Below are 26,895 nucleotides of genomic sequence, written 5' to 3'. Positions count from 1 at the left end.
CTAGCCGGAGTCGGATGCTTAGCTGCCGGCGGGGCGTGCCTGCGTCGAGCACGCGCCGGCGGAATTGGGCGGTGTTGTGATGGGGTGTTGCCCCGTGCAGGTAAATGTAACGGCGCGGCCCTGGGGTCGTCGTGACAGCGCTCGCAGATCAAGGTAGGGCGGGTCGCTGTGCTAGCATAAGCGGTCCTAGGCCGCCGACCGGCGGCGCCCGCGCCTGCATCCGCGCATCCCCCACCCGGCCCTCGGAGCCGCCATGCTGCGTCTGCTGTTCCGCCTGCTGTTCGGCCTGGTCGTACTGACCGTGGCACTGGCGCTGATCGCCGCCGCTGTGGGGCCGCTGCTGGTGGATCCGGCCCCCGCCCCCGGTGAGACCCGCACGCAGGCACTGGAGCGCCCGGGGAGCCGTTTCCTGGCAATCCCTTACCCCGGCACCGACGGACTCAGGCTGCACCTGGCCGAGCGCCCGGGGGTGGATACCGCAACCGATGCCGGCGCCGCGCCGACCTTCGTACTGCTGCACGGCTTCACGTTCAACCTGTACACCTGGGAGCGCATCCTCGCCCCCCTCGCCGAGCGCGGTCGCGTCATCGCCTACGACCAGATCCCCTATGGCCTGAGCGCCAAGCCCCTGCCCGGCACGCGCGACAGCGGCGACCCTTACGCCAAGGCCGCCGCGCTGTCGCAGCTCATCACGCTGCTGGACGCGCTGGGCGTGGAGCAGGCGTATCTGGTGGGCAACTCCTCCGGCGGCACCCTGGCGCTGGAGGCGGCGCTGGCCTACCCGGAGCGGGTGCGCGGGCTCATCCTGCTGGCGCCCTGGGTCAACTCCAAGCGCCCGATCCTGCCGCAGTGGCTGGTGGAACTGCCGCAGACGCAGCGCCTGACGCTGCTCCTGGCACGCACCCTCGGCACCGACATGCCGCTGCTGGACTATGCCTATGCCGACCCGGGCCGCATCGACCAGGAGCGGCGCGCCCGCGCCCTGGTGCATCGGGAGATGGCCAACTGGGACGCCGCCTGGGCCGCACTCCTGGCGCGCTCCCTCACCGACCCGGTGGAGATCCGCCGATATCTGCCGCAGATCGGCGCCCCGGCACTGGTCATCACAGGCACCGAGGATCGCATCGTGCCGCCCGCGGACACCCTGGACGCGGCAAGGGCGCTGCCCAACGCCACCTTTGCCGAGCTGCCCGGCTGCGGGCACCTGCCGCAGGAGGAATGCCCCGCGCTGGTGATGGACATCATCGACCAGTGGCTGGACGGCCTGGCGCAGCCCTAAGTCACCGGTTCTCCGCGTCCCCTGCGGCGCCGTCGCTGAGCTCCCCTCAAGCTCCGCCAGAGCCCCCCCCGAAAGCCCCTGCCGCGCCCTCGGGCCCACCACCGCACGCCCAACCACGCGAATCCCCCGGCCAGAACCCCTGGACCTGCCCGGCGCTCCCGGGGCATCCTGCTGACTGTCCTGTTGCAGCCATCGCGGCCCCTCGGCAAAGTCCGTGACCAGCACACCATCCCCCGCCCATGGCGCCGGGCGCTGCCTTGTCTTCGGCGCCAGCGGCTACATCGGCAGCCATCTGGTGCCTCGTCTCCTGGCCGAGGGCATTCCCGTGCGCGCCACCAGCCGCAACCGCGCCAGCCTGGAGCGCCGCGGCTGGGATGCCGCCGAGCTGGTGGCGGCCGACGCCCTGGCGCCGGAGACACTGGACGCCGCGCTCGCCGGCATCGACACCGCCTACTACCTGGTCCACTCCATGGGCGCCGGCAAGGACTTCGGCCGCCTGGATCTGGAAGCTGCCGCCAACTTCGCCGCCGCCGCCGAGCGCACGGGCGTGAAGCGCATCGTCTACCTGGGCGGCCTGGTGCCGGATGACGCCGACAGCGAGCACATCGTCTCCCGCCGCGACACCGGCGACGTGCTGCGCCGGGGCACAGTGCCCGTCACGGAGCTGCGCGCCGGCATCATCGTCGGCCCGGGCTCGGCGGCCTTCGAGGTGATGCGAGACCTGGTGTACCACCTGCCGCTGATGGTCACGCCGCGCTGGGTGCGCGCCAAGTCGCCGCCGCTGGCGCTGGACAACCTGCTCACCTACCTGGTGCGGCTGCCGCAGCTGCCCGAGGCCGAGGGTCGCGTCTTCGACGCCGGCGGCCCGGAGACCCTGACCTATGAAGCGATGATGCGCATCCTCGCCGAGGAGGGCGGCAAGCGCCCGCCCATCATCATCCCGGTGCCGGTGCTGAGCCCGAAGCTCTCGTCCTACTGGCTCAGGCTCATCACCGCGGTGCCGACGAACATCGCCCGGGCCCTCATCGAGGGGCTCAAGCACGATTTCACCGCCGACGACGCCGAGCTGCGCCGGCTGGTGCCGCAGCGACTGCTCGGCTTCCGCGAGGCCGTGCACGCCGTCTTCGCCGCCGAGCGGAACAGCGAGCCCGTCGTCGCCCGCTGGATCGAAGGAGCCTTTGCCGTGCGCAACCAACGCATCGACTACGCCTACTACGCCAAGCGCGCCGGCGCCGCCCACGAGACCACCGCGTCACCCGCCGCCGTCTGGTCCGTGCTGCGGGAGCTGGGCGGCGAGCGCGGCTGGTTTTACCTGAACCGCCTCTGGCAGCTGCGCGAGACCCTGGACTGGCTCGCCGGCGGCCCCGGGCGCCAGCACGGCCGCCGACACCCCACGGAGCTGCGCGTCGGCGACCGCATCGACTCCTGGAAGGTCCTCGGCGTCGAGCCCGAGCGGCGCCTGAGCCTCGCCTTCGGCATGCGCGCGCCGGGCGCCGGCATGATGGAATTCGACCTGAAGCCTTTACCCAACGGCGGCACCAAGCTCAGCATGACCGCCTACTGGCACCCCGCCGGCGTCTGGGGTCTCACCTACTGGTATGCCTTCGCGCCGGCCCACGGCGTCGTCTTCAGCGGCACCGTGAAAGAGATCTGCCGGCTGGCGGAGGCGCGGGAGCGGCGGGGGGAGGTGGCGAGGGTAGGCTGAGAATCCGGCCCCCGGGGCGTTGGTGCCGGGACCGTCGAGCAAGCACTCGCGGCTTCCAGCGCTGCAAGACAATGACCGGTACGCCAAAATCCTGCAATGGTCAGGGGAGGACCAATGCTGTATCGGGAGCTGCCCTGGCCTGTTGCTCTGCCGCTGCCACCGGGACAAGGATTTTGGCCACACCTTACCCATCCTTGAGAAGATGCCGTACGGAAGATAGGCAACGTCCTCTTTCTCGCCTTACTCAGTTGCGCTGCGCTGCGTCACTGCCCGCCCAATATTCCTGCAAACTCGCGCAGCAGCTCCCCGAGCCGAAGTGCCGCCGCATCACTCGCCTGTGCCTCCATTCGCTGGAGCTCTCTGTGAAGCTTCTCAGTGATTCGGGCCGATTCCTGCGACTCCGCATAGGTTTTCGGGAACGACAACCAGCAGATCGTAGACAGAGCATGCTGCCGGACTGACATTGTACCTGAAGCTTGGCTCCCCCTCTTTCGCAAGCAGGTACCAGCCCTTAAGCTCGATGCCGAGCACGATATCGATGTCACCGCCGCTTCTGGAAAGAAGGCGCACATCGGGAAAGGTTTGAGACGAGCGCTCAAACTGATGCTCAGGCCATTCGTCATCAGGGTCCCAAACTTTGCGGATTCGGTTCAGGGTGTCGACAACCTGGATTTCGATTGAGCTCCCAAGAACGGCGTTAAGGTTGAAGAGATCTCCGGCTTCGAGCCCTTCAATGTGCGTTCCGGACTCGAAGTAAATCGGCAGTGCGCGCAAGGCATCCTGCACATTATCAAGCAGTTTCTCACGCGCCGGATCATCCGCGGGAATAGGCGACCGAGTCGGCGCAGCGGGCGGGGTCGGCACGCTCAGCTGCTCCCGAACAGCGAGCTCTCGTGCTCAATCGGACCATCCGCAGGCTTACCTTCTGCGAGCCGCTCGCGCGCGTGCGCCGCCTCTTCAAGCCTTACGGTGGCGACCTCAATGAACTCCGCAACCCGCTCTGCGGCGAACGCTTTGCGACCCAGTTCCACGGCAGCGACGGACGCAGAGCAAAGACCACCGAAGGGCTCCCAGACCACAGCGTCAGGACGGGTGCAGCTCGTGAGGATACGGCGCATGAATTCCAGCGGTTTTTGATTCAGATGCACGCTCGCGTTACGCCCAGGATTGTATACCCTTGGCGCCGATCTCCGGCCATTGCCGCGATAGCGTTCGCTGCCGTTGAGCGGGGGATGCGCCCAAACATTCGTGAGTCCATGCACGTGTGTCCAATGATCGCGAAATGCCGCCCATTCCTCCGGCGTGACAGGCTTCGACCCATCGACTGAGAAGTAGGGTCGACCGGCCGGGTCACCGTATTCATTGGCGTAGGCAACAAGACGAGCCATCATATCAGCAGGCGGAAAATACCACAGCCAGTCCTGCGTCAAGTATTTTCGCGTCGCCGCGTTCCTGACGCCGCAGGCATCGTTTGCCCTGTTCAATGCCAGCTTTGCGCGCTGCCATTCGTATCTGAGCCATTCCTTCGCGATCAATTTGCGACCGTCGCGCGCCTGGAGCTCAAGGCGACGGCGATAGAAAGCGCAGACCTCGGACACCACAGGAAACTGACGGATCGTGTCGCCATTGACGTTGCCCGCGATGTGCGCAACCCCCTTGTCCCAGATGATTGTTTGGACATACTCCCAACCGTTTTCCACCAGCAACGGATGTACCGTAGCCCAACCGACCTCCGTGTTCCAAAACCATAGCGTCGTCGCAGGTTCCGCGCGACGTGACCAAGCCCGCACATGCGGCCGATACCATGAGACCAATTCAGCCGGTGTCCTGGGATCTCCGGGGAAGCCGCCCACACCATAGGCGCCGTCAGACACGATGGTCGCAGGGGCCGGCCAGCTGTCATACACGTCCAACACATCGCCTGGATACAAGTGGCGATAAGGATCGGTCCCAGTGTGACTCGCCGGCGGGGACTGCGCAAAGTGATCGATTTGGGACTCCGCTGGCGCGATCGGCAGCTCCAGTTGCGGTGAAGGGCTTGGATGAGCGGGCATCGGATTCAGGCCGGCGTCTATGGGCGTTGCTATTCTAGGCCACATTGAGTGTCGGAACAGCCGTGATCGTCATCGGTCCGATGATCGTCAGACATGCAGATCAAGGGCCGAGGCAGCATAAAGCTTCAGCGGACAGCTGCCTCCGCAGGCGGACTGGAAGTCGGCGCACCCGTCATCGGGTCGGCCCGAACGCAAGCCGCTGCCCCCGCACCGCATCGTTCACCCGCCCGTTCTCGAATGCCACCTCCCCGTTGACGATGGTGGCGGCGATGGTGGCCGGCAGCTCCCGGCCCTCGAAGGCTGACCAGCCGCACTTGTAGAGCACCTGCTCGCGGGTGCGGGTGACGGGCTTGTCCGCGTCCACCAGCACCAGGTCCGCCCAGTAGCCTTCGCGGATGTAACCGCGTTCCTGGACGTTGAAGCACTCGGCGGGGGCGTGACTGGTCTTGTGCACCAGCTGCTCCAGGGTCAGCTTGCCGGCCTGCACGTGGGCGAACAGCGAGGGCAGGGCGTCCTGCACCAGCGGCAGGCCGGCGGGGGCCTGAAAATACTTGCCGGCCTTCTCGTCCAGGGTGTGCGGGGCGTGGTCGGTGGCGATGACGTCGATGCGGTCCTCGGCGATGGCGCCGAGCAGGGCCGCACGGTCCTCCGGGCGCTTGATGGCCGGGTTGCACTTGATGAGCGCGCCCTTCTCGGCATAGTCGCGCTCATCGAAGTACAGGTGATGCACGCAGGCCTCGACGGTGATGCGCTTGCCGGCGATGGGGCCGGGTGCGAACAGGGCCAGCTCCCGGGCCGTGGTGAGGTGCAGGACATGCAGCCGCGCGTCGTGGCGGCGGGCGAGGTCCACGGCCAGGGTGGAGGACTTGAGGCAGGCCGCCTCGGAGCGGATCAGCGGATGCGCCGCCATGGGCACGTCCTCGCCGTAGCGCTGCCGATACTCGGCCTCGTTGGCGAGGATCATCGGCGTGTCCTCGCAGTGGGTGGCGATGATGACGGGGCAGTCGCGGAAGATGGCATCGAGCACTTGCGGGTCGTCCACCAGCATGTTGCCCGTGGAGGCGCCCATGAACACCTTGACGCCGCAGGCATCGCCCACCGGGAGGGCACGGATGGCGTCGATGTTGTCGTTGCTGGCGCCAAGGTAAAAGCCATAGTTGGCCCGGGACACCTCCGCGGCGCGGGCGTATTTGGCCGCCAGCTGCTCGGCGTCCAGCGTCGGCGGCCTGGTGTTGGGCATCTCCATGAAGCTGGTGATGCCGCCGGCCACCGCCGCCCGGGACTCGCTTGCGATGTCCGCCTTGTAGGTGACGCCGGGCTCGCGGAAGTGGACCTGATCGTCGATCATGCCGGGCAGCAGCAGCCGGCCGGCGGCGTCCATGACGCGGTCCGCCGGGCGGCTCTGCAGGTCGCCGCCGACGGCGGCGATGCGCCCGTCCGTGATCAGCACATCCGCCGCGAAGCGGCGGCCTTCGTTGACGACGACAGCGTTGGTGATGAGGAGGCTGGGCATGGGGTGCTCCGGTGTCTGTGGCGTTGGGCCCTACGGATGCTGTGCTGGCGTTGTGCTGGCGGTCTCGACCCGGCGGGCTTCAGCCTGAGCCGGGCTAGGGCGGAGGGGCGGCCGGCTCTGCTAATCTGCCGGCACGGTCAGTCTAGCCACAAGCGACGCATCCCACATGAGCCATCCCACAGAAAACCCCAGGCCGGAGCATCGAATTAAGGCCAACGAGCGCGCCAACCTCGGCGACAGCCTACCCTGGGCTGATGTCCGCGCGAGCCTCAAGCTCAACGCCGACGGCCTGATCCCGGCCATCGCCCAGCAGCACGACACCCACGAAGTCCTGATGATGGCCTGGATGAATCTGGAGTCCCTGGACGAGACCCTGGCCACGGGCCGGGTGTGCTACTGGTCGCGCTCCCGCGGCAAGCTCTGGCGCAAGGGCGAGTCCTCGGGCCAGGTGCAGCACCTGAAGGAGCTGCGGCTCGACTGCGACGGCGACACCCTGCTGCTGCTGGTGGACCAGACCGGCCCTGCCTGTCACACCGGCCGGCGCAACTGCTTCTACAACGCCCTGCGCGGGGACCGCGTGGAGGTTGTCGCCGCGCCGCTCATCGACCCGGAGCAGCTCTACAAATAGCGCGATGGTGCCCGCGCGTCGCGACCGGGCAGGCCTTCGAATCCCGCCCTGCAGCGCGGCGCCGCAAGCGTTCAAGCCAGCCCCGGCAACGCTCCCTTCAGCCCGTCCACCAGCATCTGCACCCCGATGACGGCCAGGATCAGGCCCATGATGCGGGTGATGACGTTGAGCCCGCTCTTGCCCAGGTAGCGCGTCAGCCCTTCGCCGGAGACGAAAAAGGCATAGGTGATGGCACAGAGCAGCGCGAAGGCAAGGAGCGTCACCACCAGGTCCGCCGTGCTGCCGGCGGAGGCGAAGTTCATGGCCGTGGCAATGGTGCCGGGACCCGCCAGGATGGGCAGCGCCAGCGGGCTCAGCGCCACCGACAGCGCCGCCTGCCGGCTGTCCGCCTGGTCGGCACTGCTCGGATGATGCACCGGCGAGGGGCTGCTGTGCAGCATCTGGTAGCCGATCAGCGCCACCAGCACCCCGCCCGTAATGCGGAAAGCCGGCAGTGTGATACCGAAGAGCTTGAAGATCACCGCACCCAACAGACAGAAGACGGCAACGATGATGAAGGCCGCGAGCACCGCCTGGAAGGCCACCTTGCGGCGGGTGGCCGCATCGTCGCTCGCGGTGAGGCCCAGAAAGACGGGCGTGTTGGCGATGGGGTTCATGATGGCGAAGAAGCCCATGAACACCGACAACGCATGGCCGATGCTGGCCTTGTCCACAACGAAGGCATCCAATGACGACGGCTCCTCTGCTGAGTACGGGACAACGCCTGGGCCCCGGGCGGGGCCGCAGCCGACGCTCAGCCCCAGCGGTCGGCCGCGTGGCGGCGGGCCGGCCGGGGCGCAGCCGCTCAGAGGTTATCGCCCTCGATCACCTCCTTGAGCGCGGCCTCTTCATCCTTGTTGAGCGAGGTCTTCAGCACTTTGCCCTTGCCGTGGAAGGCCTTCAGCTCCTCGATGACCTTGTCCGTGGTGGCCTTGCGCACCAGCACGAACACGGCCGCGCAGCCGGGCTGAAAGTTGGCGGCGAGGTCCTTCATGAATTGGTCGTTGATGCCGATGTCCGAGAGCTTGCCGGACAGCGCCCCGGCACCGGCGCCCACGGCGGCACCAAGCAGCGGATTCAGGAACAGAAGCCCGATCAGCATGCCCCAGAAGCCGCCGCCCACGGCGCCCATGCCGGTCAGGCTCACCGCCTGGTGCAGCTTCACCTTGCCCTTCTCGTCTTTGGTGACGACCACGACGTCTTCCATGTCGATGAGGTATTCCTTTTGCAGCCGGCTCAGCTCGGCACGCAGTTGAAAGGCCGTCTCCTGGTCCGGAAACGACAGTACCACCAGATCGCTCATTGGGCGTGTCTCCTATTCTTGGTTGCGGGTCAGCCTCGGCCGGCATGTGCATGCCGGCGGGCGCCTCTGTCAAGGCCGGCTCGACCATGGGAAGCGCGGGCTCCGGTCCCACCGGCTCATTGATCCACGCGCCTCACGACGCCGTTGACGACCGTGGCCCAGGCGACCCCGGCCGCGCCGAGCGGGCAAACATAATTGACGATGATGACAGTTTCGCTGCCGCCGACCGCTGCGCTGCGCGACGCGGGCAGGCTGCCGAGCTGACCGCCGTCATGGCGCCGGCAGCCGCAGGCGGCCAGCGCCCCGGTGCCGGCGCCCACCGCCGGCGGGCAGGCCGGGTCCGTGGCGCTGCCCGAGCCCGCGCAGCCCAGGCAGCACAACACTGCGGCGAGCGCGCCGACAGGGCCCGGGTGAGGCACCGTTAGGGACGAGGCCAGCGACGGGGTCACCGGCGCCCTCGGCCTGTCCGCATCCACTCGGCCGGGAGGCCCGTGCGGTGGCCGTGGGCCTTGGCAGCTGCCCCAGGCGGGCCGGTGACGCGCCCAGAGCGCCGCGCCGTCACCCCTTTTGCACGTCCTTCTCGACGCCGTCCAGCGCCTCGCGCAGGGCCATGAGGATCAGCTTGCCGGCCTCGTCCTCGTTCAGCTCCGGAACCTCCCAGCTCATGATGCGGCAGTATTTCTTCACCAGGTGGTTCACGTCGTGCTCCAGCTCGCGGCGGTAGCGGTGAATCTCCACTTGCTCCAGGTCGGCCATGGCGGTGTGCTCCTCTCGGCTGATGTGGGGGTGATGTGGGGTCGTGTGCAGTCGGACAGCGGAACGGGGTAAGAAACGGGCTGGACGCGCCCGCACCGACTTTATGTTGCGGGCGAGCGGGACAACCTACGCACACAGGCGGGCTGCCGCAAGCAGTGACGGTGCAGCCCCGCTGCGCATTGTGCTGAGCATGACCAAAGCTTAATGTCACCGCAACGGCGCAGTAACTGCGGCACCCGGATCATGCACCGCCAAGGTGACAGTGCTCGCAGGCCCCCGAGCGATCGGCCGGGGATGCGCCGACGAAAGGCTCCGCCGGCGACACGAACACAGCTGCAACCCCCGGAGGGTACAGATGCAATCCGACAACTTCATGCCGGCTCAGGCGACCGCCGCCGAGCCCAAGGTCGCAACCGCAACCGCGCGCCAATACGACAGCTTCCGCCGGACAGCGCTGGCACTCGCCGTCATGCTCACGCTCGGCACCGGCGCAGCCCTGCTCACGGTGGGCAACGTCCAGGCGGCCGACACCGCGCCGGCACCCCTCGCCGAGCCCGCGGGCCCGCCCAGCTTCGCCGACGTGGCCGAGCGCGTGACGCCTGCCGTGGTCAACGTGACCGTGGCGCAGAAGCCCGTACAGCGCATGTCCATGAACGGCCGCTCACTGCCGGAAGAACTGCCGGAAGACTCTCCGCTCAGGGAGTTCTTCGAGCAGTTCGGCGGCATGCAGGACTTCCAGATGCCGCGCCAGCGCGAGGGCGAGGGTTCCGGCTTCATCATCGACCCGGCGGGCTATATCGTCACCAACAACCATGTCATCGAGTCCGCCGAGACCATCGAGGTGACGCTGAATGACGGCCAGCAGTACGAGGCCCGCGTGGTGGGCCGCGATCCCAAGACCGACCTCGCGCTGATCAAGGTGGACGACGCGCCGAAGCTGCCGCATGTGGACCTCGGCGACAGCGGCGAGGCGCGCATCGGCGACTGGGTGCTGGCGGTGGGCAACCCGTTCGGCCTCGGCGGCTCGGTGAACGCCGGCATCATCTCGGCGCGGGGGCGCGACATCAACTCCGGCCCCTACGACGACTACCTGCAGATCGACGCGCCCATCAACCGCGGCAACTCGGGCGGCCCCCTGTTCGACGCCCGGGGGCGGGTCATCGGCGTGAACACGGCCATCTTCTCGCCGAGCGGCGGTAACATCGGCATCGGCTTCGCGATCCCCGCCGAGACCGCCGCGGACATCGTCCGCGAGCTGCGCGAGAAGGGCCGCGTCGAGCGCGGCTGGCTCGGTGTGCAGATCCAGCCCGTGAGCGAAGGCGTCGCCGAGAGCCTGGGCCTTGGGTCGACAGAGGGCGTGCTGGTGGCCGACGTGCTGCCCGACAGCCCGGCCATGGCCGCGGGCGTGAAGAGCGGCGACATCATCGTCAAGGCCGCCGGCGAGGACATGCTGGAGTATCGCGACCTCACCAAGCTCATCGCCAGCATCGACGCCGGCACCGACATCGAGCTGGAGGTGATCCGCGGCGGCAAGGTGCGGGTGCTCGATGTCACCATCGGCCGCATGCCCCAGGACGACCTCGCCATGACCAAGCCCGGCGAGGCCGCCGAGGACGACGGCCCCCGCATCGGCCTGTTCCTGGCGCCGCTGACGCCCGAGATGCGCCAGGAGCGCGGTCTCGACGCCGACACCCCGGGGGTGCTGGTGGCCCAGGTGGAGCCGGGCAGTCCGGCCCAGCGCGCCGGCATCCGCGCCGGCAGCCTCATCAGCATGGTGGGGCAGGAGCCGGTGGACGACCCGGACGATGTCGCCCGCGCCGTGCGCGAGGCCGCCGAGCAGGACCGCCCATCGGTGCTGCTGCGGGTGGAGCAGAACGGCGAGCAGCGCTTCGTGACGGTGCCCTTCGCCTGAGCCTGCGGCCAAACGCCCGCCGAGCAACAAACAACGTGTGACGAGTGACGACCGAGGGGTGCTCCAACATGCGTCGGGGGGAGGACAACCCAGGTGGACGTCCCCCTCCGGCGCCACGGCCCGCGCCGCTCGCTGCCCGCTGATGCGAATCCTGATCATCGAAGACGACGCCCAGCTCGCCGCCTATCTGACCAAGGCGCTGCGCGAGGTGGGCGCCACCGTGGACCATGCCGCCGACGGCCGCGACGGGCTCCTGCTCGCCGCGGCCAGCGACTATGACGTGCTGGTCATCGACCGCATGCTGCCGTCGCTGGACGGCCTCGGCGTGCTGCGCACCCTGCGCGCGTCCGACAACCGCACGCCGGTGCTCATCCTGAGCGCGCTGGGCGAGGTGGACGACCGGGTCGAGGGCCTGCGCGCCGGCGGCGACGACTATCTCGTCAAGCCCTTCGCCTTCTCGGAGCTGCATGCACGCATCGAGGCGCTGCTGCGCCGCGCCGTGCCGGACGACCAGCCCCAGACCCGGTTCCAGGTGGGCGACCTGGAGCTCGACCTGCTCACACGCGAAGTCACCCGCGCCGGCAAAAAGGTCCCGCTGCAGCCGCGGGAATTCCGGCTGCTCGAATACCTGATGCGCCACGCGGGCCAGGTGGTCACCCGGACCATGCTGCTGGAGCACGTCTGGGACTACCACTTCGACCCCCAGACCAACGTCATCGACGTCCACATCAGCCGGCTGCGCGGCAAAATCGACCGCGACTTCGACGAGCCCCTGCTGCACACCGTGCGCGGCGCCGGCTATGTGATCCGCGAGCCCGCATAAGATGCGCTGCGGCCCGATGCCCCGGTGACGCGCCCCCCGTGATGCCCCCCGTGATGCCCCCGCGTGACACCCTCCGTGACGCCGCCTGACGCGCAGCGCGCGGCAGCGGCGCAGCCGGCCCCGGTAGCGCCCGGCGTGGCGCCGGCCGGCACCGGGCACAGCCCGCGCCGCCGCGGCGGCTGGCCGCTGACCCGCCCGCAGGAGGTGCTGGCGAGCTTCACCTTCCGCCTCGCCCTGCTCTACGCGGTGCTGCTGGCGGGCTCGGTGGTGCTCCTGCTCGGCTTCATGTACTGGTCCACCGCCGGCTACATGGCCCGGCAGACCGACGCCACCATCGAGGCCGAGATCCAGGGGCTTGCCGAGCAGTATCTGCGCCGCGGTCTCTCGGGCCTCACCACGCTGCTCGCCCAGCGCAGCGCCCGCCGCCCCACCGGGGCCGGCGTCTATCTGCTCACCGACCGTGACTACCAGCCTCTGGTGGGCAACATAGACGCCTGGCCGGACGTGGAGCCGGACCGCGACGGCTGGATCGACTTCCGCCTGCGCGACAGCGCGGCCACAGACGCCATGCCTGCGGAAGAGCACGCCGCCCGCGGCAAGGTATTCCGCCTGCGCGGCGGGCTGCGGCTGCTGGTGGGCCGCGACGTACGCGAGCTCGCCGCCATCCGCGGCCTGATCCGCGAGGCCCTGGGCTGGGGCATCGCCATGACCGTGGCGCTGGCCCTCGCCGGCGGCTGGCTCATGAGCGCCGGAGTCGTGCGCCGCATCGAGGCCGTGAACCAGGTGGGCCGGGAGATCATGGAAGGCGACCTGTCCCGACGCATCCCCACCGACGGCAGCGGCGACGAATTCGACCAGCTCGCGGTCAACCTGAACCGCATGCTGGCGCGCATCGAGGCGCTGATGGCAAGCGTGCGGCAGGTGTCGGACAACATCGCCCACGACCTGCGCACGCCGCTGTCAAGACTCCACACCAAGCTGAGCCAGCTGCGCGACACCGAGCTCGGGCCCGCGGTGGCCGACCGCGTGGACGAGGCCATCGCCGACGCCGAAGAGCTCCTCGGCGCCTTCAATGCCCTGCTGCGCATCGCCCGGGTGGAGTCCGGCAGCCGCCGCGCCGCCTTCGCCGACCTCGACCCAGTGGTACTGCTGCACGACGTCGCCGACCTCTACGAGCCCCTGGCGGCGGATAAGGACCAGCGCCTGGAGGTGTCGCCGGCGGACACGGATGGTCCGCGCCCCGCGCGCCTGCACGGCGACCGCGACCTGCTCTTCCAGGCACTGGCCAACCTGCTCGACAACGCCATCAAGTACACGCCGGCCGGCGGTCACATCCGGCTCGCGGCAGAACCGGCCCCGGATGGCGGCGTGCAGCTCAGCGTCGCCGACTCCGGCCCCGGCATTCCGCCCGAGCTGCGCGGCAAAGTACTGCAGCGTTTCTACCGCATCGACGCCAGCCGCAGCGAGCCCGGCCACGGGCTGGGCCTGAGCTTGGTGCAGGCCGTCGCCCAGCTGCACGGCGCGGTGTTGACCCTGGAAGATGCGGCGCCCGGGCTGCGGGTGCTGCTGCGGCTGCCAGGCGCGCGGGCGCTTGGCAATGGGCGCGGGGCGGACGGCGGCGTTTAGTACGTGCCGCAGGTACCTTGGCCGGGGCCGGCGCGCGGACCGCGGCCGGTTCCGGCAGAGCCGTGCACCCTACCCACCATGGCCGGGGTGGGACCGCTGTCCTCAGGCGAAGCATCCGCCAGGTGTGCCGACACTACGCTGACGCACTCCGGGCAGACGCACTCAGGGCAGACGCACTCCGGGCAGACGCACTCAGGGCAGACGCACTCAGGGCAGACGCACTCAGGCGCCATCCGTTGGCGCGCCCATGTCGCCGGTGGTGCGGATCAGATCGAGCCGGTAGCCCCGGCTGCGCACCGACGTGATCTGGAGCGCCTGCATGCCGGTTGCCGCCAGCTTGCGGCGGATCGCGCTGACGTGCACATCAACAGAGCGGTCGCCGGGCTCCCAAGGGTGATGCGCTTGCAGCTCGACGCGGTCGACCACCTCACCGGCGGCGGCGATGAGTCGCTGCAGAATATCCCGCTGCCGCTCGGTCAGGCGCACCGGCTCGGCCCGCCCGGGGCCGTGCAGCTCGCTGCGCACCAGATCCAGTGCCACCGGACCCAGGCGGATGACGCGATCCGCGTCCGGCAGGTGCAGGCGCCGCCGCAGCACCGCCCGCACCCGCGCGCCGAGCTCCTCCATCGCGAAGGGCTTGACGACGTAATCGTCGGCGCCGGCATCGAGGCCGCGCACGCGGTCCTGCACTTCATCGCGACCGGTCATGATGATGAGGCCGAGTCGCCGCTCTTCGCGCAGCTCGCGCGCCAGCGTCAGACCGTCCTCCCCGCCCAGGTTGAGGTCGAGCAGCACCAGATCGGCGCCGCGCTCGGCGTACTGGGCGCGGAAATCGGCGAGCCCGCCCGCGAGCAGGGCAGCATAGCCCTGGCTGCAGAGCCAGCGGGCCACAGCCCTGGCGAGCGGCAGATTGTCTTCGACGATGATGATGCGTGCGTCGCCCGTCATGGTGCCAAAACCCCATGCTGTGCTCGCGCGGCGGCCTGCTGGCGCGACGCGCGCCGGCGCGGCAGGCGTGCGCCACCCGCACTCCCTGTCGCTGTCGCTGTGCGCCCGGACGTGGCGTGCGCAGGCCGCGCCGGGGCTGGTTCCAAAGCCCGGGGCCGGTGCCCGGCCCCAGCGCGCCGAGCTCCCCTTGCCATCGCGTCGGCGGCGCCCGGGCGCCAGAGGGCGGCGCCTCGCCCCCGTGCGCTTCTATCGGCGCGGGGACAAACCCATCACCATACCCCAGGTCGGCCCCGGCTTCGCCTTCAGCTTACAAAAATTAACAGCCTTTCCGGGCCGGGCTGACTAGGCTCCCAGTCACAGACTTGGAATCCAGTGAGGCCCTATGAGTGGATTGGAGCACTGGGCGGCGGGCCGACTGCGGGTGCACGTGGTGGACGCGGATGCCGACCGACGCGGCCGGCTGTGCCGGCTGCTGCGGGCGGCGCGGCTCGACTGCCGCGCCTTCACCGGTGGCAGGGCGGCGCTGCGCGCCATGTCCGGTGCCGGCCAGGGCGCCGCCGCACCGTCTGTCCTTGTGGCCATGCTCACCGGCGAGCGACACTGGCTGCGGGAGGCCAGGGCGCGCAGCCCCGGGCTTGTCATCATCGGTCTGACACCGTTGATTCGCGTCCAGGATGCCGGTCATTTCGCGCCGCTGCGGAACCTGCTCAACGTCGATTACGTGCTGCCGGCGCCCGTGGATGGCGCCGAGCTGATGGCGGCGCTGGTGCTGGCGGCGGCGGATCTCCCGAGCGCGGATCGGCTGACCCGCGCCTCATGAGCGCGGACACGGCGCAAGCGGAGGCGCTATGCAACTGACCTGCCTTGACGACGACCCGCGTATGGAGCGCACCCTGCGGCGGTTCGCCGGGCGCCTGGGGCATGAGCTGCGCTTCCACGGCAGCGCCGACGCGTTCAAGCTGGACGTCCTGATAAATCCGCCTGCCCTCATGGTCATCGACCTGGAGCTTGGACACGAGACCGGCGTGGACGTGGTCCTGTGGCTCAGTCAGCAGGCGATACGCGCACCGCTGGTGCTGTTGTCCGGCCACGGCGACGAGCTGCTCGACACTGCCCGGCGCATTGCGAGCGCCAGCGGCCTGCCGGTGCTCGGGGCCGTCAACAAGGCATCCATGGTGCGCGAGCTGCCGCCCTTGCTGGAGCGCATCGCACCATCGCCGCGGCACACGCCGCCGGCCCGGGGAGCACCGTTCACCCTGGACGGACAGCGCCTCGCGGCTCACATTCACGCCGGCCGCATCGAGCCCTTCTTCCAGCCCATTGTCGCCGGGGACGGCATCCTCAGGGATGCCGAAGTGCTGACCCGGCTGCGCCTGCCGGACGGGGAGGTGCTCGGCGCACAGCACATCGTTCCCCTGGCGGAGTCCTCCGGCCTCATCCCGGCGCTGACCGAGGCGTTGTTCGAGTCCCTGCTGGCGTCCAGGGAGACCCTGGCGGCGCTGGCGCTGGATCATCTGTCGGTGAACCTGAGCGTCGTCCAGCTGGACGTCGCCCTCACCACCGCCCTGGTGCGCCGGCTCATCGACGGCCTCACAGGCTGCTGCGATGTGCGCGTCGAGCTCACCGAGAGCGCGACCCTCGCCGACTCCCAGGCGGTGCGCGAGCTCGGTGCGCAATTGCGCCTGGCGGGCGCCTCGCTGGCGATGGACGACTTCGGCACCGGCTATTCCAGCCTGCGCGCCCTCGCGGAGCTGCCTTACGACACGCTCAAGGTCGATCTCTGCTTCGTCGCCGAGCTGTTCGACTCGCACAAGGCCGAGCGCCTGCTCGGGGCCATCCTCGCCCTGTGCGACAGCCTCGGGCTGCAGGTGGTGGCGGAGGGTGTGGAGACCATCGCGCAAGCCGAGTGGCTCTGCGATGCCGGCGTGGATCGCCTCCAGGGCTATTTGTTCGGCGCACCGATGCCGCTTGACGAATTGGTGAGTCGCTTCGGGCTCGACGCCTGAACGCCCCGGCCGGGGCACATATGGAGACGGCGCAAATGACCACTGCTGCAACCAGGGCCGCGGCGCGCAGAATCCAAGTCCTCGACGACGACCCGCGTCTGCTGCGTGCGAGCCTGCTGCTGCTGCCGCGGTGGGGGTTCCGTTGCGAGACCTACACGCATGCGCGCGATGCGCTCGCAGCGATCCAGCGCAACCCACCGGATCTGCTCATCGTCGACATCTACATGCCGGATCTGGATGGGTTCGAGGTCATCGCGCGTGCACGCCAGCTGGCCCCGAGCATGCCGATCCTGGCCGTCTCCGGCGACATCATTCAGGGGGAGGCCACCAATGTGCTGGCCATGGGGGCCGCGCTCGGCGCCGACGCAACCCTGCACAAGCCCTTCCGCCCGGAAGCCCTGCGCGCGAGCCTGGAGGCCTTGGTCGGCGTGCCGGCGCCGCCGCAACCGGGCGGCCCGGACTGATGCCAGGCTGATCATGTCCGTCATCAGGCCGATCGCCGCTGCCGCTGCCGGTGTGCGCCGGCGCCTGCCCATCGCTCGCATCCGGCTGCCGTTGCGACAACCCCGGCTGCGGTCGGTGCTGGAGACACTGCTGCTGGCCGCCGCCGCGCTCTGCGGCAACGCCTTCGGCTTGACGCTGTTCTTCGGCGTGGACGTGCTGTTCGGCTCCATCGCAGCGCTCATCGCCGTTGCGCGTCTGGGGCTGCTCGCCGGGGCCGTGGTGGCCGTCGCCGGCGGCGCCTACACCCTGGTGCTCTGGAGCCATCCCTATGCGCTGCTCATCTTCGCCCTGGAGGTGCTCGCCGTGGGCCTGCATCGGCGGTGGGCACAACACCGGGGTCGGCCGCTGCCGCCGCTCGCCGTCTCCGTTGCGCTGTACTGGCTCGTCATCGGCATCCCGCTGGTGCTGCTCTTCTACCACGGCCCCCTCGGCATGGGCTGGGTGCCGACGCTGCTGATCGCCGTCAAGCAATCCCTCAACGGCATCCTCAACGCCGCGCTGGCGGGCGGTCTCATGGTGGGCGCCGCACTACTCCTGCGCCAGCATGCGCTGCCGTGCCTGACCGACCTGCTGTTCAGTCTGCTGCTGACGGCGATGCTGGTCCCCGCCCTGCTGGTGACGGCCTGGGAGAACGCCGACCTCAAGCACCAACTGGAGGCCGACCGGGCGCTGGAGCTGGGGCTGTTCGGCACGGTCGCGGCCGACAGCCTGGAAAAGGTCGCGGGCACAGACCCGCCGGCCCTCGCCGGGACACTCGCGCGGCTGCAGCGGATTGCGCGCGGCAAGCTACGCGCGGGCGCCGAACCGCGGCTCTATCTGGCCGAGCGCCGCAGCGGCACGCCAACCCTGGGCGATGCGCAGCCGGCGGCGGAGGTCACGCCGGGCGGACAGCCGGGCCTGACGGTGGTCCTGCCGGCGGTGCCACACGCCTCGGCCATGATGCGCTGGCGCGCGTCGCGCTACCGCTGGACGGCGCCCGTGGCGGGCACGACACCGCCGCAGGACCTGGTCATCGAAACCAGCACCGTGCCCGTCATCGACGCCCTTCAGCGGCATCTGACCAAGTTGCTGACAGCGCTGCTGGCGCTCGGGCTCGGGGCGGTGGGTCTGGCCCATGTGCTCAGCCGGCGCATTGTCGCACCCCTCGCCGCCGTGGCCGACGCGGCGCGCGCGTTGCCGGCGGCCATTCGCGAGCGGCGCACCTGGCAGGCGCCCACGCCCGGCCTGTTCGCGGAAGCCGGGGAGCTCGGGTGGGCTGTCCGCGGCATGGGAGACTCCCTGGACAGCAGCTTCTCCGACCTGCAGCGCGAGCGCGACGAGCAGGCGCGCCAGCGCGCCCTGCTGGATCTGGAGGCGCAGTCGCTGGCGCGGTTGGTGCGCGACGGCGAGGATGCCACGGCCTTTGCCGACGTCCTCTGCCGGCAATTGTGCCGGGTCCTGCCGGGTCAGCATTGTCTGCTGCTGCCAGGGACCGACAACCGCCTGGAGCTCGTCGCCGGCCCGGGCCTGTCCCCCGCCATGCGCGAGGCGCTGCGGCAGTGGCTCGCGGCGCCCGCCGTTGACAGCTTCCTGCGGCAGGTGCTCGCCTCCGGCGAGACCGCCGCCCTGCCGGTGGACCTGCTGCGCGGACACGGCGAGCTGGCGTCGATGCCGTGCAGCGCACAGGTCATCCCGATCCGCGATCGCGAGGAGCGGGGGCAGGCGGTCCTGCTGACGGACGCCCCCCTGGGGCGGAGTGATGCCTTCTCCGCAGAGGTGCTGGAGCGGGTGCGCACGCTGGCCGGTCTGGGATTCCCGGCCATCTGGCTGCGTCGTCACCACGGGGTGCTGCTGGAGGCCCTGTCCCAGAGCGGCACGGGCATCGTCGTCGCCCGGCGCAGTGGCCGGGACCACCTGGTGAGTTACGCCAACCGCGGTTTTGCGCAGCTGAGCGGCTATGCGGCCGCGGCCCTGCACGGACAGGATCTGCGCATGCTGCGCGACGGCGACGACGACCAGCCGGACCTGGCACAGCTGCGGGCCGCCCTGGCGGCGGACGAGTCGTGCCGCGCGGTGATCCGCAACCGCCGCCCGGACGGCAGCACCTACTGGAACGCCCTGGCCCTGTCGCCGGTCAAGAGCGAAGGCGGCACTCTCACCCACTACATCGGTGTGCAGCAGGACGTCACTGACACGGTGGAGGCTATGGCGCGCCTGCGTGCCAGCGAGGCACGCTTGAACGACGCCCAGGCCATTGCCCACGTGGGCAGCTGGGAGGTCGACCTGAGCACGGGCGCGGCAACCTGGTCCAACGAGACCTATCGCCTGCTCGGCTATGAGCCGGGGGCGGTGCCGCCGAGCGTCGAGAATGCGCTGGCGCGCCTGCATCCGGACGACCGGCCGCACGTGGAGGCCGCGCTGGCGGCAGCGCAGCAACCGCCCTTCGAGGATTACGACGTCCAGTATCGGGTGCGTGGTGCCGATGGCGTGGAGCGCATCCAGCGCGCCCGCGGCCGGGTGCAGCTCGACGCGGCCGGCACACCCAAGCGGCTTGCCGGCACGGCGCTGGACGTGACCGACGCCGCCGCCTTCACGCAACGGCTGCGTGCCAGCGAGGCGCGTCTTAACGAGGCGCAGGCCATTGCGCATCTCGGCAGCTGGGCCTACGAGGCGGACCCGCGCGGCACCTGGTCCGCCGAGGCCTACCGGCTGCTCGGCTATGCGCCGGATGCGGTGCCGGCGACGCTGGAGAGCTTCTACGCGGCCGTGCATCCGGACGACCTGCCCCAGGTGCGCGCCCAGGTGAAGGCGGCGCTGACGCCGCCGCATGAAGACTTCCAGGTCGAATTCCGGACCGCCGCCATTGATGGCGTCGAGCGCATGCTGCTGGCGCGCGGTCGGGTGCAGCTCGGCAGCGACGGCGAGCTGGTGCGCTTTGCGGGCACCGCGCTGGACGTGACCGAGCAGCGCCGCACTGAGCACACGCTGCGCGAGCAGGAGGCGCGCTACCGCCTGGTGGTGGACAACCTGGAGGACCTGCTGGTGCGGGTGGATACCCAGGGCCGCTTCGAGTTCGTGAGCCCCTCCTATTGCCGCCTGTTCGGGCGCAGCGAGGCGGAGCTGTTGGGCCAGACCTTCATGCCGCTGGTGCACCCGGACGACCGTGCCGACACCGCGGCAGCCATGCGGGCGCTGTTCGCACCGCCCCATGTCGCCACCATGGAGCAGCGGGTCGAGACGGTGCGCGGCCAGCGCTGGCTGCAATGGTCCGACAAGGCGGTGCTGGACGAGCAGGGCCAGGTGACTGCCATCGTCGGCGTGGGCCGCGACGTCACCGAGCGCAAGGCCTCCGAGGCCGCCCTGCGCGCGAGCGAGCGACGCTTCCGCAGGCTGTTCGAGAGCATCGGCGAGGGCGTCATCTACTGCGACAGCGACGGTATCGTCACCGACGCCAATCCGGCGGCGTCCATGCTGTTGGGCGTGGCGCCCGCGGCGCTGGTGGGGAGCCGGCCCGAGGCGCAGCTCTGGCAGGTGCTGCGCGAAGACGGCACGCCGTCACCCGTGACGGAGTATCCATTGCGCAGGGCGATCGAGACCGGGGCCGACACCGAGCCCGAAGTGCTCGGCGTGGTTGTCGGCGGTGAGGTGCGCTGGCTGTTGGTCACAGCGCACGCGGAGAGCGCCCCGGACGCAGGGCATCCGCAGCACCAGTTCTTCGTCACCTTCACCGACATCACGCGCCTGCTGGAGGTGCGGCACCGGCTTCAGGCCATCATCGACAGCTCGCCGCACGGCATCGTCGAGGTGGATGTCGCCAGCAAGCGGGTGCTCTGGTGCAACGATGCGATGGGCCGGCTGTTCGGCTATACCCGTGACGAGCTGATCGGTCTGCACATCGATGCGCTGCACCCGCCGGACAGCCAGGCGGAAATCGTGGCCGATCTCGCCGACAGCGCGGCGGACGCCGCCGCTGCCGGCATGAGCGCCCCACTGTACGTGCCCTGCCTGAGACGTGACGGCAGCCGGTTCTCCTGCCGCATCGCCCCCGGGGTGATGCAGCTGGGACAGACGCGGACCCTCACCGCCTTCTTCACGGACGTGAGCGTGGAGTACGCCAGCCGCCGTGCGCTGGAGGAAAGTCGCCAGGCACTGCTCAACGCCCAGGCGCTCGCACACATCGGCTCCTGGGAGTACGACATCCCGCGCAATCACCTGGCCTGGTCGCCGGAGGTGTACCGGATCTTCGAGCAGGACCCGCAGCACTTCGGCGCCTCCTTCGAAGCCTTCCAGAAGCTCGTGCACCCGGCGGATCGGGCCGAGGTCGCCCGTCAATACCGTGCCGCCCTGGCGCAGGACAAGGAGTATGACTGCGTGCATCGTGTGTTGCTGGCGGATCGGCGCGTCAAGTGGGTGCACGAGCGTGCCACGTTTGAGCACGATGCCGAGGGGCACGCTTTGCGGGCGCTCGGTACGGTGCAGGACATCACCGCGCGCCGCTTGGCGGAGCAGCGCCTGGAGGAGAGCCGCGAGCAGTTGCGCACGGTCTTCGACAATGCGCCCATCGGCATGGCGCTGCTGGACCAGGGTGGGCGGATGGTGATGGTCAACCGTGCCCTCGCGCGGCTCCTGGACCGCGACAGCGAAGACCTGTTGGGCGAGCGCGCCGACAACTTCGCCCACCCGGAAGATCAAGCGTGCGACCGGCGCCGGCTGCAGGATCTCCTGGCGGGGCGCGGGGACGGGTATCGCCTGACCAAACGCTATCTGCGCCCGGAGGGCAGCCTGGTCTGGGCGGACCTGCGCATGGTGCGCCTGCCGACGGCACCGGATGCCCCACCGGCGCCGCTGGCCATGCTCGAGGACGTCACCGAGCTCCACCACGCCGAGCAACGCCGGCGGGCGCTGGAGCAGACGCTGAGCATTTACACCGCGCGGCTGGAGGAGCTGCTCGACCTGATCAACCTCTCGCTCCCCGCCGATGAGCAGGTGCTTGCGCTGCTGCGGCTCGCCCGCCGCGCACTGGCGATGGGGCTCGCGAGCCTCGTGGAGGTCGCCGGCGGCGGGCAGACATTGATCGCACAGGTGAGCGACGGCGACCTGCCGGCGCAGCCGCCGACATTGCCGCAGCCGCTGCTGGACGCCACCCTGGCGCAGCATGGGCGGCCCGTCTCCGCCGGCGGCGAGGCGCTCGGGAGCGCCGCCGCGGCGCGCGGGCTCGATCACTGCATCGCGCTTGCGGTGACGCGCGCCGGCAAGTCCTCGGACGCGCCCGAAGCACTGCTCCTGGTCCTTTGGGGTCAACAGCAGCACAGCCAGCTCAACGAGCCGTCAGCGCAGTTGCTGCGCCTCACGGCCCAGCGTATCGCCGCGGTGCGCGCCCAGCAACGCATGGAGCGCGACCTTGTGCAGGCGAAAGAGCGTGAGACCATCGGGCATCTGGTCAGCGGCGTCGCGCACGATTTCAACAACCTGCTCGGCGCCATCGATGCCAACCTGTTTTTCCTGCATGACAGCTGCACCCAATGCGGCGGCGCCGATGCGGAGATCGAGCAGGTGCTGGAGGAAACGCGCACTGCTCTCGACCAGGCGAAGGTGATCACATCCGGCATGTTGTCGATGAGCCGGGGCGGCAGTGTGCCCCTGGCCCTGGTGCCGCTGGGCGCAAGCCTCGGGGAGCTGGTGGGTATCCTGCGGCATGTGCTGCCGCAAAGCATCACACTCGACGTCGCATTGGCCGATGGCCTGACGGCCTGGACCAACAGCTCCTTTCTTCAGGCGGCCTTGCTGAACCTGGCGCTCAACGCCCGCGATGCCATGCCGGGCGGCGGTGATTTGCGCATTGCCGCAGCGCCGCGGTATTGGCATGGACAGGACAGCCTCGCGCTCGGTTATCTGGCCCCGGGCGAGTGCATTGAGGTCAGCGTCTCCGACACCGGCGGCGGTATTCCACCGCACATCCTCTCGCGCATCTTCGAGCCCCTGTTCTCAACCAAGGCCCGTGGTCGCGGCCATGGTCTGGGGCTTTTCATGGTCAAGGAGTTCGTGCTGCGCTCCGGCGCCGGCCTGGTGATCGAAACCGCCACAGGCAAGGGCACACGCTTCTGCCTGCTGTTGCCGGCGCAGCCGCCGCGGTCGCGGTCGCACACAGAACCCGTCGTCGACGCCCCTTCCCCAAGGCCAGAGCGCCAGACAGCCGAGCCGTCTGCCGAGGGCGATGCCGAGGCCGATGCCGAGACGGATGCCGAGGCGGCCGCACCGGCGGCATCCTTGGCCGGCCTGCGCGTGCTGGTGGTCGAGGACGAGCCACGGGTGCGCGAGGCCGTCGGCCGCCTGTTGCGCCTGGGCGGCATCGAGGTCGCCTTCGCCGGGCATGGCGCCGACGCCCTGGCGCGCTTGCGGGAGGAGCCCGCCTTCGACCTCGTGCTCACCGACATCGCCATGCCGGTTATGGATGGTCCGACGCTGTACCGGCAGCTGCGGGACACCTATCCGCAGCTGCCCGTCCTCATGATGACCGGGCAAGCGGGGAAGACCGCAGAGGAGACGGCAGCAGATGCGACAGTCCTGCGCAAGCCCCTGGAGGCGGTGGAGGTGTACACCGAGATTCGCAGGATCTGCCGGCTCGGCACGCGCCCCACAGAGCCCTGACCTGGGCAGCGCGCCACCCTGGCAGCGGCAGCCCGAACGCCCGCTCAGCCGTCCACGCTGATGCTGAACCACTGCGGCCGTGTGTCACGGGTAAGCAGCACCTCCAGGTGGGCGGTGCGGAGCTCAGCCGGGCGCAGTGGGGCGCGATCCTCCCCGCTCGCCCGCCCCTGACCGATCTCCAGTCCCAGCCGGTCGTAGAGCGTCACCTTCAGGTCGATGTCCCGGGGCTCCGCTTGGGCGTTGAACAGCGTCACGCGGGCGGCGATCCGCGCGGCGCCCGCCACTGGCTGGAAGATGGCGTCCTGCAGGAGCCCATGCTCCAGCAGTACCGGCTCGCCGCTGCGGTAGATGAAGGCGCCGGGGGGGCGCTCGATGCCGAGCTCGGCGAGGATCTGCAGCGCGATGCGCGCATCCTTGCGCGCTTGGGTGAGGTCCGCCTCATACTGGCTTGTGCGCTGCTGGAGTGTATACACGGAGGCGCCACTCCAGAGGACGAGTATACCCATGGCCAGCAGGGCGAGGCGGTAGCGGCGGATGGTGCGCGAGCGCTCCGCGCTCCAGCGCACCGGGCGGCGCTTCCGCGGTCGCGGTGTCGGCGGCTCCAGCGAACACGACTGCGGGTCTGCAAACGCCGGCGCCTGCGTGACGGACAGCTGGCTGCTGTATTGCGCGGCACGCGGCCCGGTGGCCTCGCGCGTCACCGCGTTGAGCCTAGCGTCTTCAGGGCCGATCTGCGGGCCGCGACGATGGCTGAGGTGATTCATTGGGGGGCCGGGTCTTCGCTGTGCTGCGGGGCTGGAGGGCGGAGTGCCGGGCGCGCCCGTTTTGCAGATAAGCTGAACCTTTACGGTCGTTTAAACCTTGCTCTCATACCCATCGGTTCCGTGTTTATGATATCGGCCGCCCGCGGGGCGGGTTGTAAGGGTTGGTAAAGGTCGATGCCGTCGTCGGCCGCGTGGCAAGCGGCGACCAGCCGCCGCCCGTCGCGCGCATGCACTCCCGCGCCGGCTCGGAAGAGCCCGGGCAGCGGCCTGAATTCACGGAGATCACGCTGGTGCTGGACGGCACGCGCGTCGAGCATCGGGACGGCGACTGACGCGAACAGCTGGGGAGTCAGCGCTCACTCGGACATCGGCGGACTGAAGTCCGCGTGCCTCAGGAGGCCGATTGAAGTCGGCGTACCCGGTGCTCGCCGCGCGACGTCCGCGGTGAGCCGGTGGGTTTCTTCACAACCTCAGCCCAGGGCATCCGGCCAGAACTGCTCGTCCGCCATCTCGGCGAAGCTGAAGGGACAGTGCTCAGGGAAGGTCCCGGGAGGCAGGCCGGTCTGCTGCTCGGCCGCGATGACGGCAAGCCGGTAGGCGCGCCTGATGGCCTCGTCCAGATAGGCCTTGAGACTGGGATTGTCGCCCAGGTGTGAGGCGAGGCGGATGCGCTGCTCCTTGATGGACAACCGCCAGGAATTGCCGCGCAGCGCCGGCTGGTGGCGCCACTTGAGCAGGTGCAGCATCAGAATCACCAGGCGATTCACCAGCTCCTTGCGCTCGCTGCGGCCCATACTTTCGATTTCTTCAACGAGGTGCAGGACGTCCAGGTCCGCCCAGCGGCCGGCGCGCAGCAGAGCCGCCTGCTGCTCGGTCCAGGCGTTGAAGTCTTGGTCGTAGAGGCTCGACACGGCGGGGCACCGGTGGGCTGCGTTGGCCCTATCGTCACATCGCAGCGGGCAGCGTGCAACGGGGCTGCCGCAGCGCGCCCGGCAGCACCTGCGCGCGCGAGGTGCAGGGCCGTCGGCCGGGGCAGCGACAGCATAACCCGGCCTCAGGCAAACGCCGATTCATCGGCGTTTCCCGTGCAGACCAGGACGGCCCGCCATTTGCGGCAACGCAAGTCACCGAATACGGCGGGAAGCGAAAACCACGTTTTTCGCTTCCCGTGCCGATTTTGGCCGGGACGGCCAAGAATCGGCGTCTCCTGCAGACAGGCGACGCATGCGCCGCTGTCGGGTCAGCCGGCGCTGACCCGACCTGAGTCAGGTCACTCCGCCGCGGCGCGGGCGCGCTCCAGCCAGGCGTCGAACTTCTCGCGGTTGGCCGCGATCCAGGCATCCGCGTGCTTTTCGATATCGGACTCGCTGTCCTCGCCGTCGCGCATGCGCAGGTTCTGGGCGCTGATGTCGTTGTTGCTGAGCTTCATGATGGCGAACAGCTCCGCCGCCGCCGGGTTCTCTTCGGCGAACGCCTTGTTGGCGATGATGCGCTGGTCGTTGGCCTGGAAGCCGTAGTTGGAGCCGTCCGGCAGGGAGGTGTCCACGTCCTCGCGCTCTCCGGGCAGGGAGCTGAAGGGCACCTGAAGCCAGACCACATCCTCGCCCGGCACCAGCACGCCGCTGACCCAGTAGGGCGTCCAGGTGTAGTAGAAGATGGGCTCGCCCTGCTCGTAGCGCGCGATGGTGTCGGCGATGATGGCCGAGTAGCTGCCCTGGTTGTGGGTGACGGTGTCACGCAGCTCGTAGGCGTCCATGTGGTGCTCGATGACCTTCTCGCAGCCCCAGCCCGGGGTGCAGCCGGCAAGGTCCGCCTTGCCGTCGCCGTCGGCGTCGAACAGCTTGGCGACCTCCGGGTCCTTCAGCGCTTCGATATTGGCGATCTCGTGCTCCTCGGCGGTCTCCTTGTCGATGAGATAGCCCTGGATGGAGCCGGAGGAGTAGACGCCCTCGCGGTAGAGCTTCTCATCCCCGCCGGCCTCCTCAAAGAAATCCACATGCAGGGGGTCCCAGTGCGCGGCCATGAAGGTGGCGTCGCCGTTGGCAATGGCCACGTGCCCGGCGGCGTATTCGATCTCTTTGATGTCCTTCACATCATAGCCGAGCTCCTCCAGGGCCTTCATCACCAGCAGGGTCTGGAAGGTCTCCTCGGCGATGGACGACTTGATGGGCTGGACCTCCACGCCCTCGCCCGGTTGGTCCGCAGCCAGAGCACCGCCGGTGGCGGCGGTCATGGCCGCGAGCAGGGCGGCGCGGGTGCAGGTCTTCAGATCCAATGTCGCTTGCATGGGCTTCTCCTGTCAGTGGGTCGGTGGGTGATTGATGGCGGCGGCCATGTGGACTCGCGGGGGTCCGCGGCGCTGGCCCGACGGCGCCGATGCCGCCGAGGGCGCAGGGGTGGCGGGCGGC

Annotated in this window: 22 protein-coding genes; 11 read left to right on the top strand and 11 right to left on the bottom strand. The window is 69.5% G+C overall.

All coding sequences use genetic code 11. The features are described 5' to 3' along the window. Positions 1-253: 253 nt before the first annotated feature. Both QZ607_RS14815 and QZ607_RS14810 read left to right on the top strand, forming a co-directional pair. Positions 254-1,279: an alpha/beta hydrolase gene (locus QZ607_RS14815; protein WP_295884085.1), complete on the top strand. Its 1,026-nt coding sequence runs from the start codon at positions 254-256 to the stop codon at positions 1,277-1,279. Between the two features lie 214 nt (positions 1,280-1,493). Then, complete coding sequence (locus QZ607_RS14810) at positions 1,494-2,984, top strand: SDR family oxidoreductase (RefSeq protein ID WP_295884083.1); 1,491 nt, start codon at positions 1,494-1,496, stop codon at positions 2,982-2,984. A 372-nt stretch (positions 2,985-3,356) separates the two neighbouring features. Here QZ607_RS14810 and QZ607_RS14805 read toward each other — a convergent pair whose 3' ends face one another. The 3 genes from QZ607_RS14805 to QZ607_RS14795 all read right to left on the bottom strand — a co-directional run bounded on the left by QZ607_RS14805 (position 3,357) and on the right by QZ607_RS14795 (position 6,551). After that, positions 3,357-3,848, bottom strand: coding sequence for a hypothetical protein (locus QZ607_RS14805; RefSeq protein ID WP_295884082.1), 492 nt, complete (start codon positions 3,846-3,848; stop codon positions 3,357-3,359). Positions 3,849-3,850: 2 nt separating this feature from the next. Further along, a complete protein-coding gene (locus QZ607_RS14800; RefSeq protein WP_295884080.1) occupies positions 3,851-5,038 on the bottom strand; it encodes a DNA methyltransferase in 1,188 nt (395 codons plus the stop codon). Between the two features lie 172 nt (positions 5,039-5,210). Then, positions 5,211-6,551: a dihydroorotase gene (locus tag QZ607_RS14795; RefSeq protein WP_295884079.1), complete on the bottom strand. Its 1,341-nt coding sequence runs from the start codon at positions 6,549-6,551 to the stop codon at positions 5,211-5,213. A gap of 166 nt (positions 6,552-6,717) precedes the next feature. Between QZ607_RS14795 and hisI the strand changes: the two genes are divergently transcribed. Beyond that, positions 6,718-7,179 (top strand): phosphoribosyl-AMP cyclohydrolase, encoded by a 462-nt coding sequence (gene hisI / locus QZ607_RS14790; protein WP_295884078.1) that lies wholly within the window; start codon positions 6,718-6,720, stop codon positions 7,177-7,179. A gap of 71 nt (positions 7,180-7,250) precedes the next feature. Here hisI and QZ607_RS14785 read toward each other — a convergent pair whose 3' ends face one another. The 4 genes from QZ607_RS14785 to QZ607_RS14770 all read right to left on the bottom strand — a co-directional run bounded on the left by QZ607_RS14785 (position 7,251) and on the right by QZ607_RS14770 (position 9,277). Next, positions 7,251-7,907 (bottom strand): MarC family protein, encoded by a 657-nt coding sequence (locus tag QZ607_RS14785; RefSeq protein WP_295884075.1) that lies wholly within the window; start codon positions 7,905-7,907, stop codon positions 7,251-7,253. Between the two features lie 116 nt (positions 7,908-8,023). Further along, positions 8,024-8,521, bottom strand: coding sequence for a DUF1269 domain-containing protein (locus QZ607_RS14780; protein ID WP_295884074.1), 498 nt, complete (start codon positions 8,519-8,521; stop codon positions 8,024-8,026). 116 nt (positions 8,522-8,637) lie between these two features. After that, on the bottom strand, positions 8,638-8,841 hold the full coding sequence (locus tag QZ607_RS14775) for a hypothetical protein (protein ID WP_295884072.1): 204 nt from the start codon (positions 8,839-8,841) through the stop codon (positions 8,638-8,640). Between the two features lie 238 nt (positions 8,842-9,079). Beyond that, positions 9,080-9,277: a hypothetical protein gene (locus tag QZ607_RS14770; protein ID WP_295884069.1), complete on the bottom strand. Its 198-nt coding sequence runs from the start codon at positions 9,275-9,277 to the stop codon at positions 9,080-9,082. 355 nt (positions 9,278-9,632) lie between these two features. Between QZ607_RS14770 and QZ607_RS14765 the strand changes: the two genes are divergently transcribed. The 3 genes from QZ607_RS14765 (at position 9,633) to QZ607_RS14755 (ending at position 13,638) form a co-directional block, all read left to right on the top strand. Then, positions 9,633-11,189 (top strand): DegQ family serine endoprotease, encoded by a 1,557-nt coding sequence (locus QZ607_RS14765; protein WP_295884067.1) that lies wholly within the window; start codon positions 9,633-9,635, stop codon positions 11,187-11,189. A gap of 142 nt (positions 11,190-11,331) precedes the next feature. Next, positions 11,332-12,012, top strand: coding sequence for a response regulator transcription factor (locus QZ607_RS14760; protein ID WP_295884063.1), 681 nt, complete (start codon positions 11,332-11,334; stop codon positions 12,010-12,012). A gap of 75 nt (positions 12,013-12,087) precedes the next feature. Beyond that, positions 12,088-13,638, top strand: coding sequence for an ATP-binding protein (locus tag QZ607_RS14755; protein WP_367268198.1), 1,551 nt, complete (start codon positions 12,088-12,090; stop codon positions 13,636-13,638). A 222-nt stretch (positions 13,639-13,860) separates the two neighbouring features. Here the strand turns inward: QZ607_RS14755 and QZ607_RS14750 are convergent, their stop codons facing one another. After that, positions 13,861-14,586 carry a response regulator transcription factor gene (locus tag QZ607_RS14750; protein WP_295884061.1) on the bottom strand — a complete coding sequence of 242 codons (726 nt, stop codon included), beginning with the start codon at positions 14,584-14,586 and terminating at the stop codon, positions 13,861-13,863. A gap of 382 nt (positions 14,587-14,968) precedes the next feature. Between QZ607_RS14750 and QZ607_RS14745 the strand changes: the two genes are divergently transcribed. From QZ607_RS14745 to QZ607_RS14730, 4 genes are read left to right on the top strand one after another with little or no spacing between them, the layout of a single operon-like run. After that, complete coding sequence (locus tag QZ607_RS14745) at positions 14,969-15,406, top strand: hypothetical protein (RefSeq protein WP_295884059.1); 438 nt, start codon at positions 14,969-14,971, stop codon at positions 15,404-15,406. Between the two features lie 28 nt (positions 15,407-15,434). Next, complete coding sequence (locus QZ607_RS14740) at positions 15,435-16,592, top strand: EAL domain-containing protein (protein WP_295884056.1); 1,158 nt, start codon at positions 15,435-15,437, stop codon at positions 16,590-16,592. A gap of 35 nt (positions 16,593-16,627) precedes the next feature. Continuing rightward, the gene (locus tag QZ607_RS14735; RefSeq protein WP_295884052.1) at positions 16,628-17,056 is read left to right on the top strand and encodes a response regulator; all 429 of its coding nucleotides are present in this window, start codon (positions 16,628-16,630) and stop codon (positions 17,054-17,056) included. A gap of 13 nt (positions 17,057-17,069) precedes the next feature. Continuing rightward, positions 17,070-23,723, top strand: coding sequence for a PAS domain S-box protein (locus QZ607_RS14730; protein ID WP_295884048.1), 6,654 nt, complete (start codon positions 17,070-17,072; stop codon positions 23,721-23,723). A gap of 44 nt (positions 23,724-23,767) precedes the next feature. Here the strand turns inward: QZ607_RS14730 and QZ607_RS14725 are convergent, their stop codons facing one another. Then, positions 23,768-24,487: a hypothetical protein gene (locus QZ607_RS14725; RefSeq protein WP_295884045.1), complete on the bottom strand. Its 720-nt coding sequence runs from the start codon at positions 24,485-24,487 to the stop codon at positions 23,768-23,770. 161 nt (positions 24,488-24,648) lie between these two features. Here QZ607_RS14725 and QZ607_RS14720 point away from each other — a divergent pair, with 161 nt between their 5' ends. After that, positions 24,649-24,819 carry a hypothetical protein gene (locus QZ607_RS14720; RefSeq protein ID WP_295884042.1) on the top strand — a complete coding sequence of 57 codons (171 nt, stop codon included), beginning with the start codon at positions 24,649-24,651 and terminating at the stop codon, positions 24,817-24,819. Between the two features lie 138 nt (positions 24,820-24,957). Here the strand turns inward: QZ607_RS14720 and QZ607_RS14715 are convergent, their stop codons facing one another. Beyond that, positions 24,958-25,398 carry a DUF29 domain-containing protein gene (locus QZ607_RS14715; RefSeq protein WP_295884040.1) on the bottom strand — a complete coding sequence of 147 codons (441 nt, stop codon included), beginning with the start codon at positions 25,396-25,398 and terminating at the stop codon, positions 24,958-24,960. 359 nt (positions 25,399-25,757) lie between these two features. Then, the gene (gene proX / locus QZ607_RS14710) at positions 25,758-26,774 is read right to left on the bottom strand and encodes a glycine betaine/L-proline ABC transporter substrate-binding protein ProX (protein ID WP_295884038.1); all 1,017 of its coding nucleotides are present in this window, start codon (positions 26,772-26,774) and stop codon (positions 25,758-25,760) included. Between the last annotated feature and the right edge of the window lie 121 nt (positions 26,775-26,895).

This window comes from uncultured Thiohalocapsa sp. (genome assembly GCF_913063425.1).
Taxonomy (GTDB): domain Bacteria; phylum Pseudomonadota; class Gammaproteobacteria; order Chromatiales; family Chromatiaceae; genus Thiohalocapsa.
The sequence above is the reverse complement of the archived record's forward strand: the minus strand, read 5'-3'. Positions and strand labels throughout refer to the sequence as shown.

Coding starts and splice junctions, on each gene's coding strand:
- QZ607_RS14760 (WP_295884063.1), top strand. CDS start 11,332: ATGCGAATCCTGATCATCGAAGACGACGCCCAGCTCGCCGCCTATCTG.
- QZ607_RS14765 (WP_295884067.1), top strand. CDS start 9,633: ATGCAATCCGACAACTTCATGCCGGCTCAGGCGACCGCCGCCGAGCCC.
- QZ607_RS14745 (WP_295884059.1), top strand. CDS start 14,969: ATGAGTGGATTGGAGCACTGGGCGGCGGGCCGACTGCGGGTGCACGTG.
- QZ607_RS14815 (WP_295884085.1), top strand. CDS start 254: ATGCTGCGTCTGCTGTTCCGCCTGCTGTTCGGCCTGGTCGTACTGACC.
- QZ607_RS14770 (WP_295884069.1), bottom strand. CDS start 9,277: ATGGCCGACCTGGAGCAAGTGGAGATTCACCGCTACCGCCGCGAGCTG.
- QZ607_RS14725 (WP_295884045.1), bottom strand. CDS start 24,487: ATGAATCACCTCAGCCATCGTCGCGGCCCGCAGATCGGCCCTGAAGAC.
- proX (WP_295884038.1), bottom strand. CDS start 26,774: ATGCAAGCGACATTGGATCTGAAGACCTGCACCCGCGCCGCCCTGCTC.
- QZ607_RS14795 (WP_295884079.1), bottom strand. CDS start 6,551: ATGCCCAGCCTCCTCATCACCAACGCTGTCGTCGTCAACGAAGGCCGC.
- QZ607_RS14730 (WP_295884048.1), top strand. CDS start 17,070: ATGTCCGTCATCAGGCCGATCGCCGCTGCCGCTGCCGGTGTGCGCCGG.
- QZ607_RS14740 (WP_295884056.1), top strand. CDS start 15,435: ATGCAACTGACCTGCCTTGACGACGACCCGCGTATGGAGCGCACCCTG.
- QZ607_RS14800 (WP_295884080.1), bottom strand. CDS start 5,038: ATGCCCGCTCATCCAAGCCCTTCACCGCAACTGGAGCTGCCGATCGCG.
- QZ607_RS14750 (WP_295884061.1), bottom strand. CDS start 14,586: ATGACGGGCGACGCACGCATCATCATCGTCGAAGACAATCTGCCGCTC.
- hisI (WP_295884078.1), top strand. CDS start 6,718: ATGAGCCATCCCACAGAAAACCCCAGGCCGGAGCATCGAATTAAGGCC.
- QZ607_RS14780 (WP_295884074.1), bottom strand. CDS start 8,521: ATGAGCGATCTGGTGGTACTGTCGTTTCCGGACCAGGAGACGGCCTTT.
- QZ607_RS14735 (WP_295884052.1), top strand. CDS start 16,628: ATGACCACTGCTGCAACCAGGGCCGCGGCGCGCAGAATCCAAGTCCTC.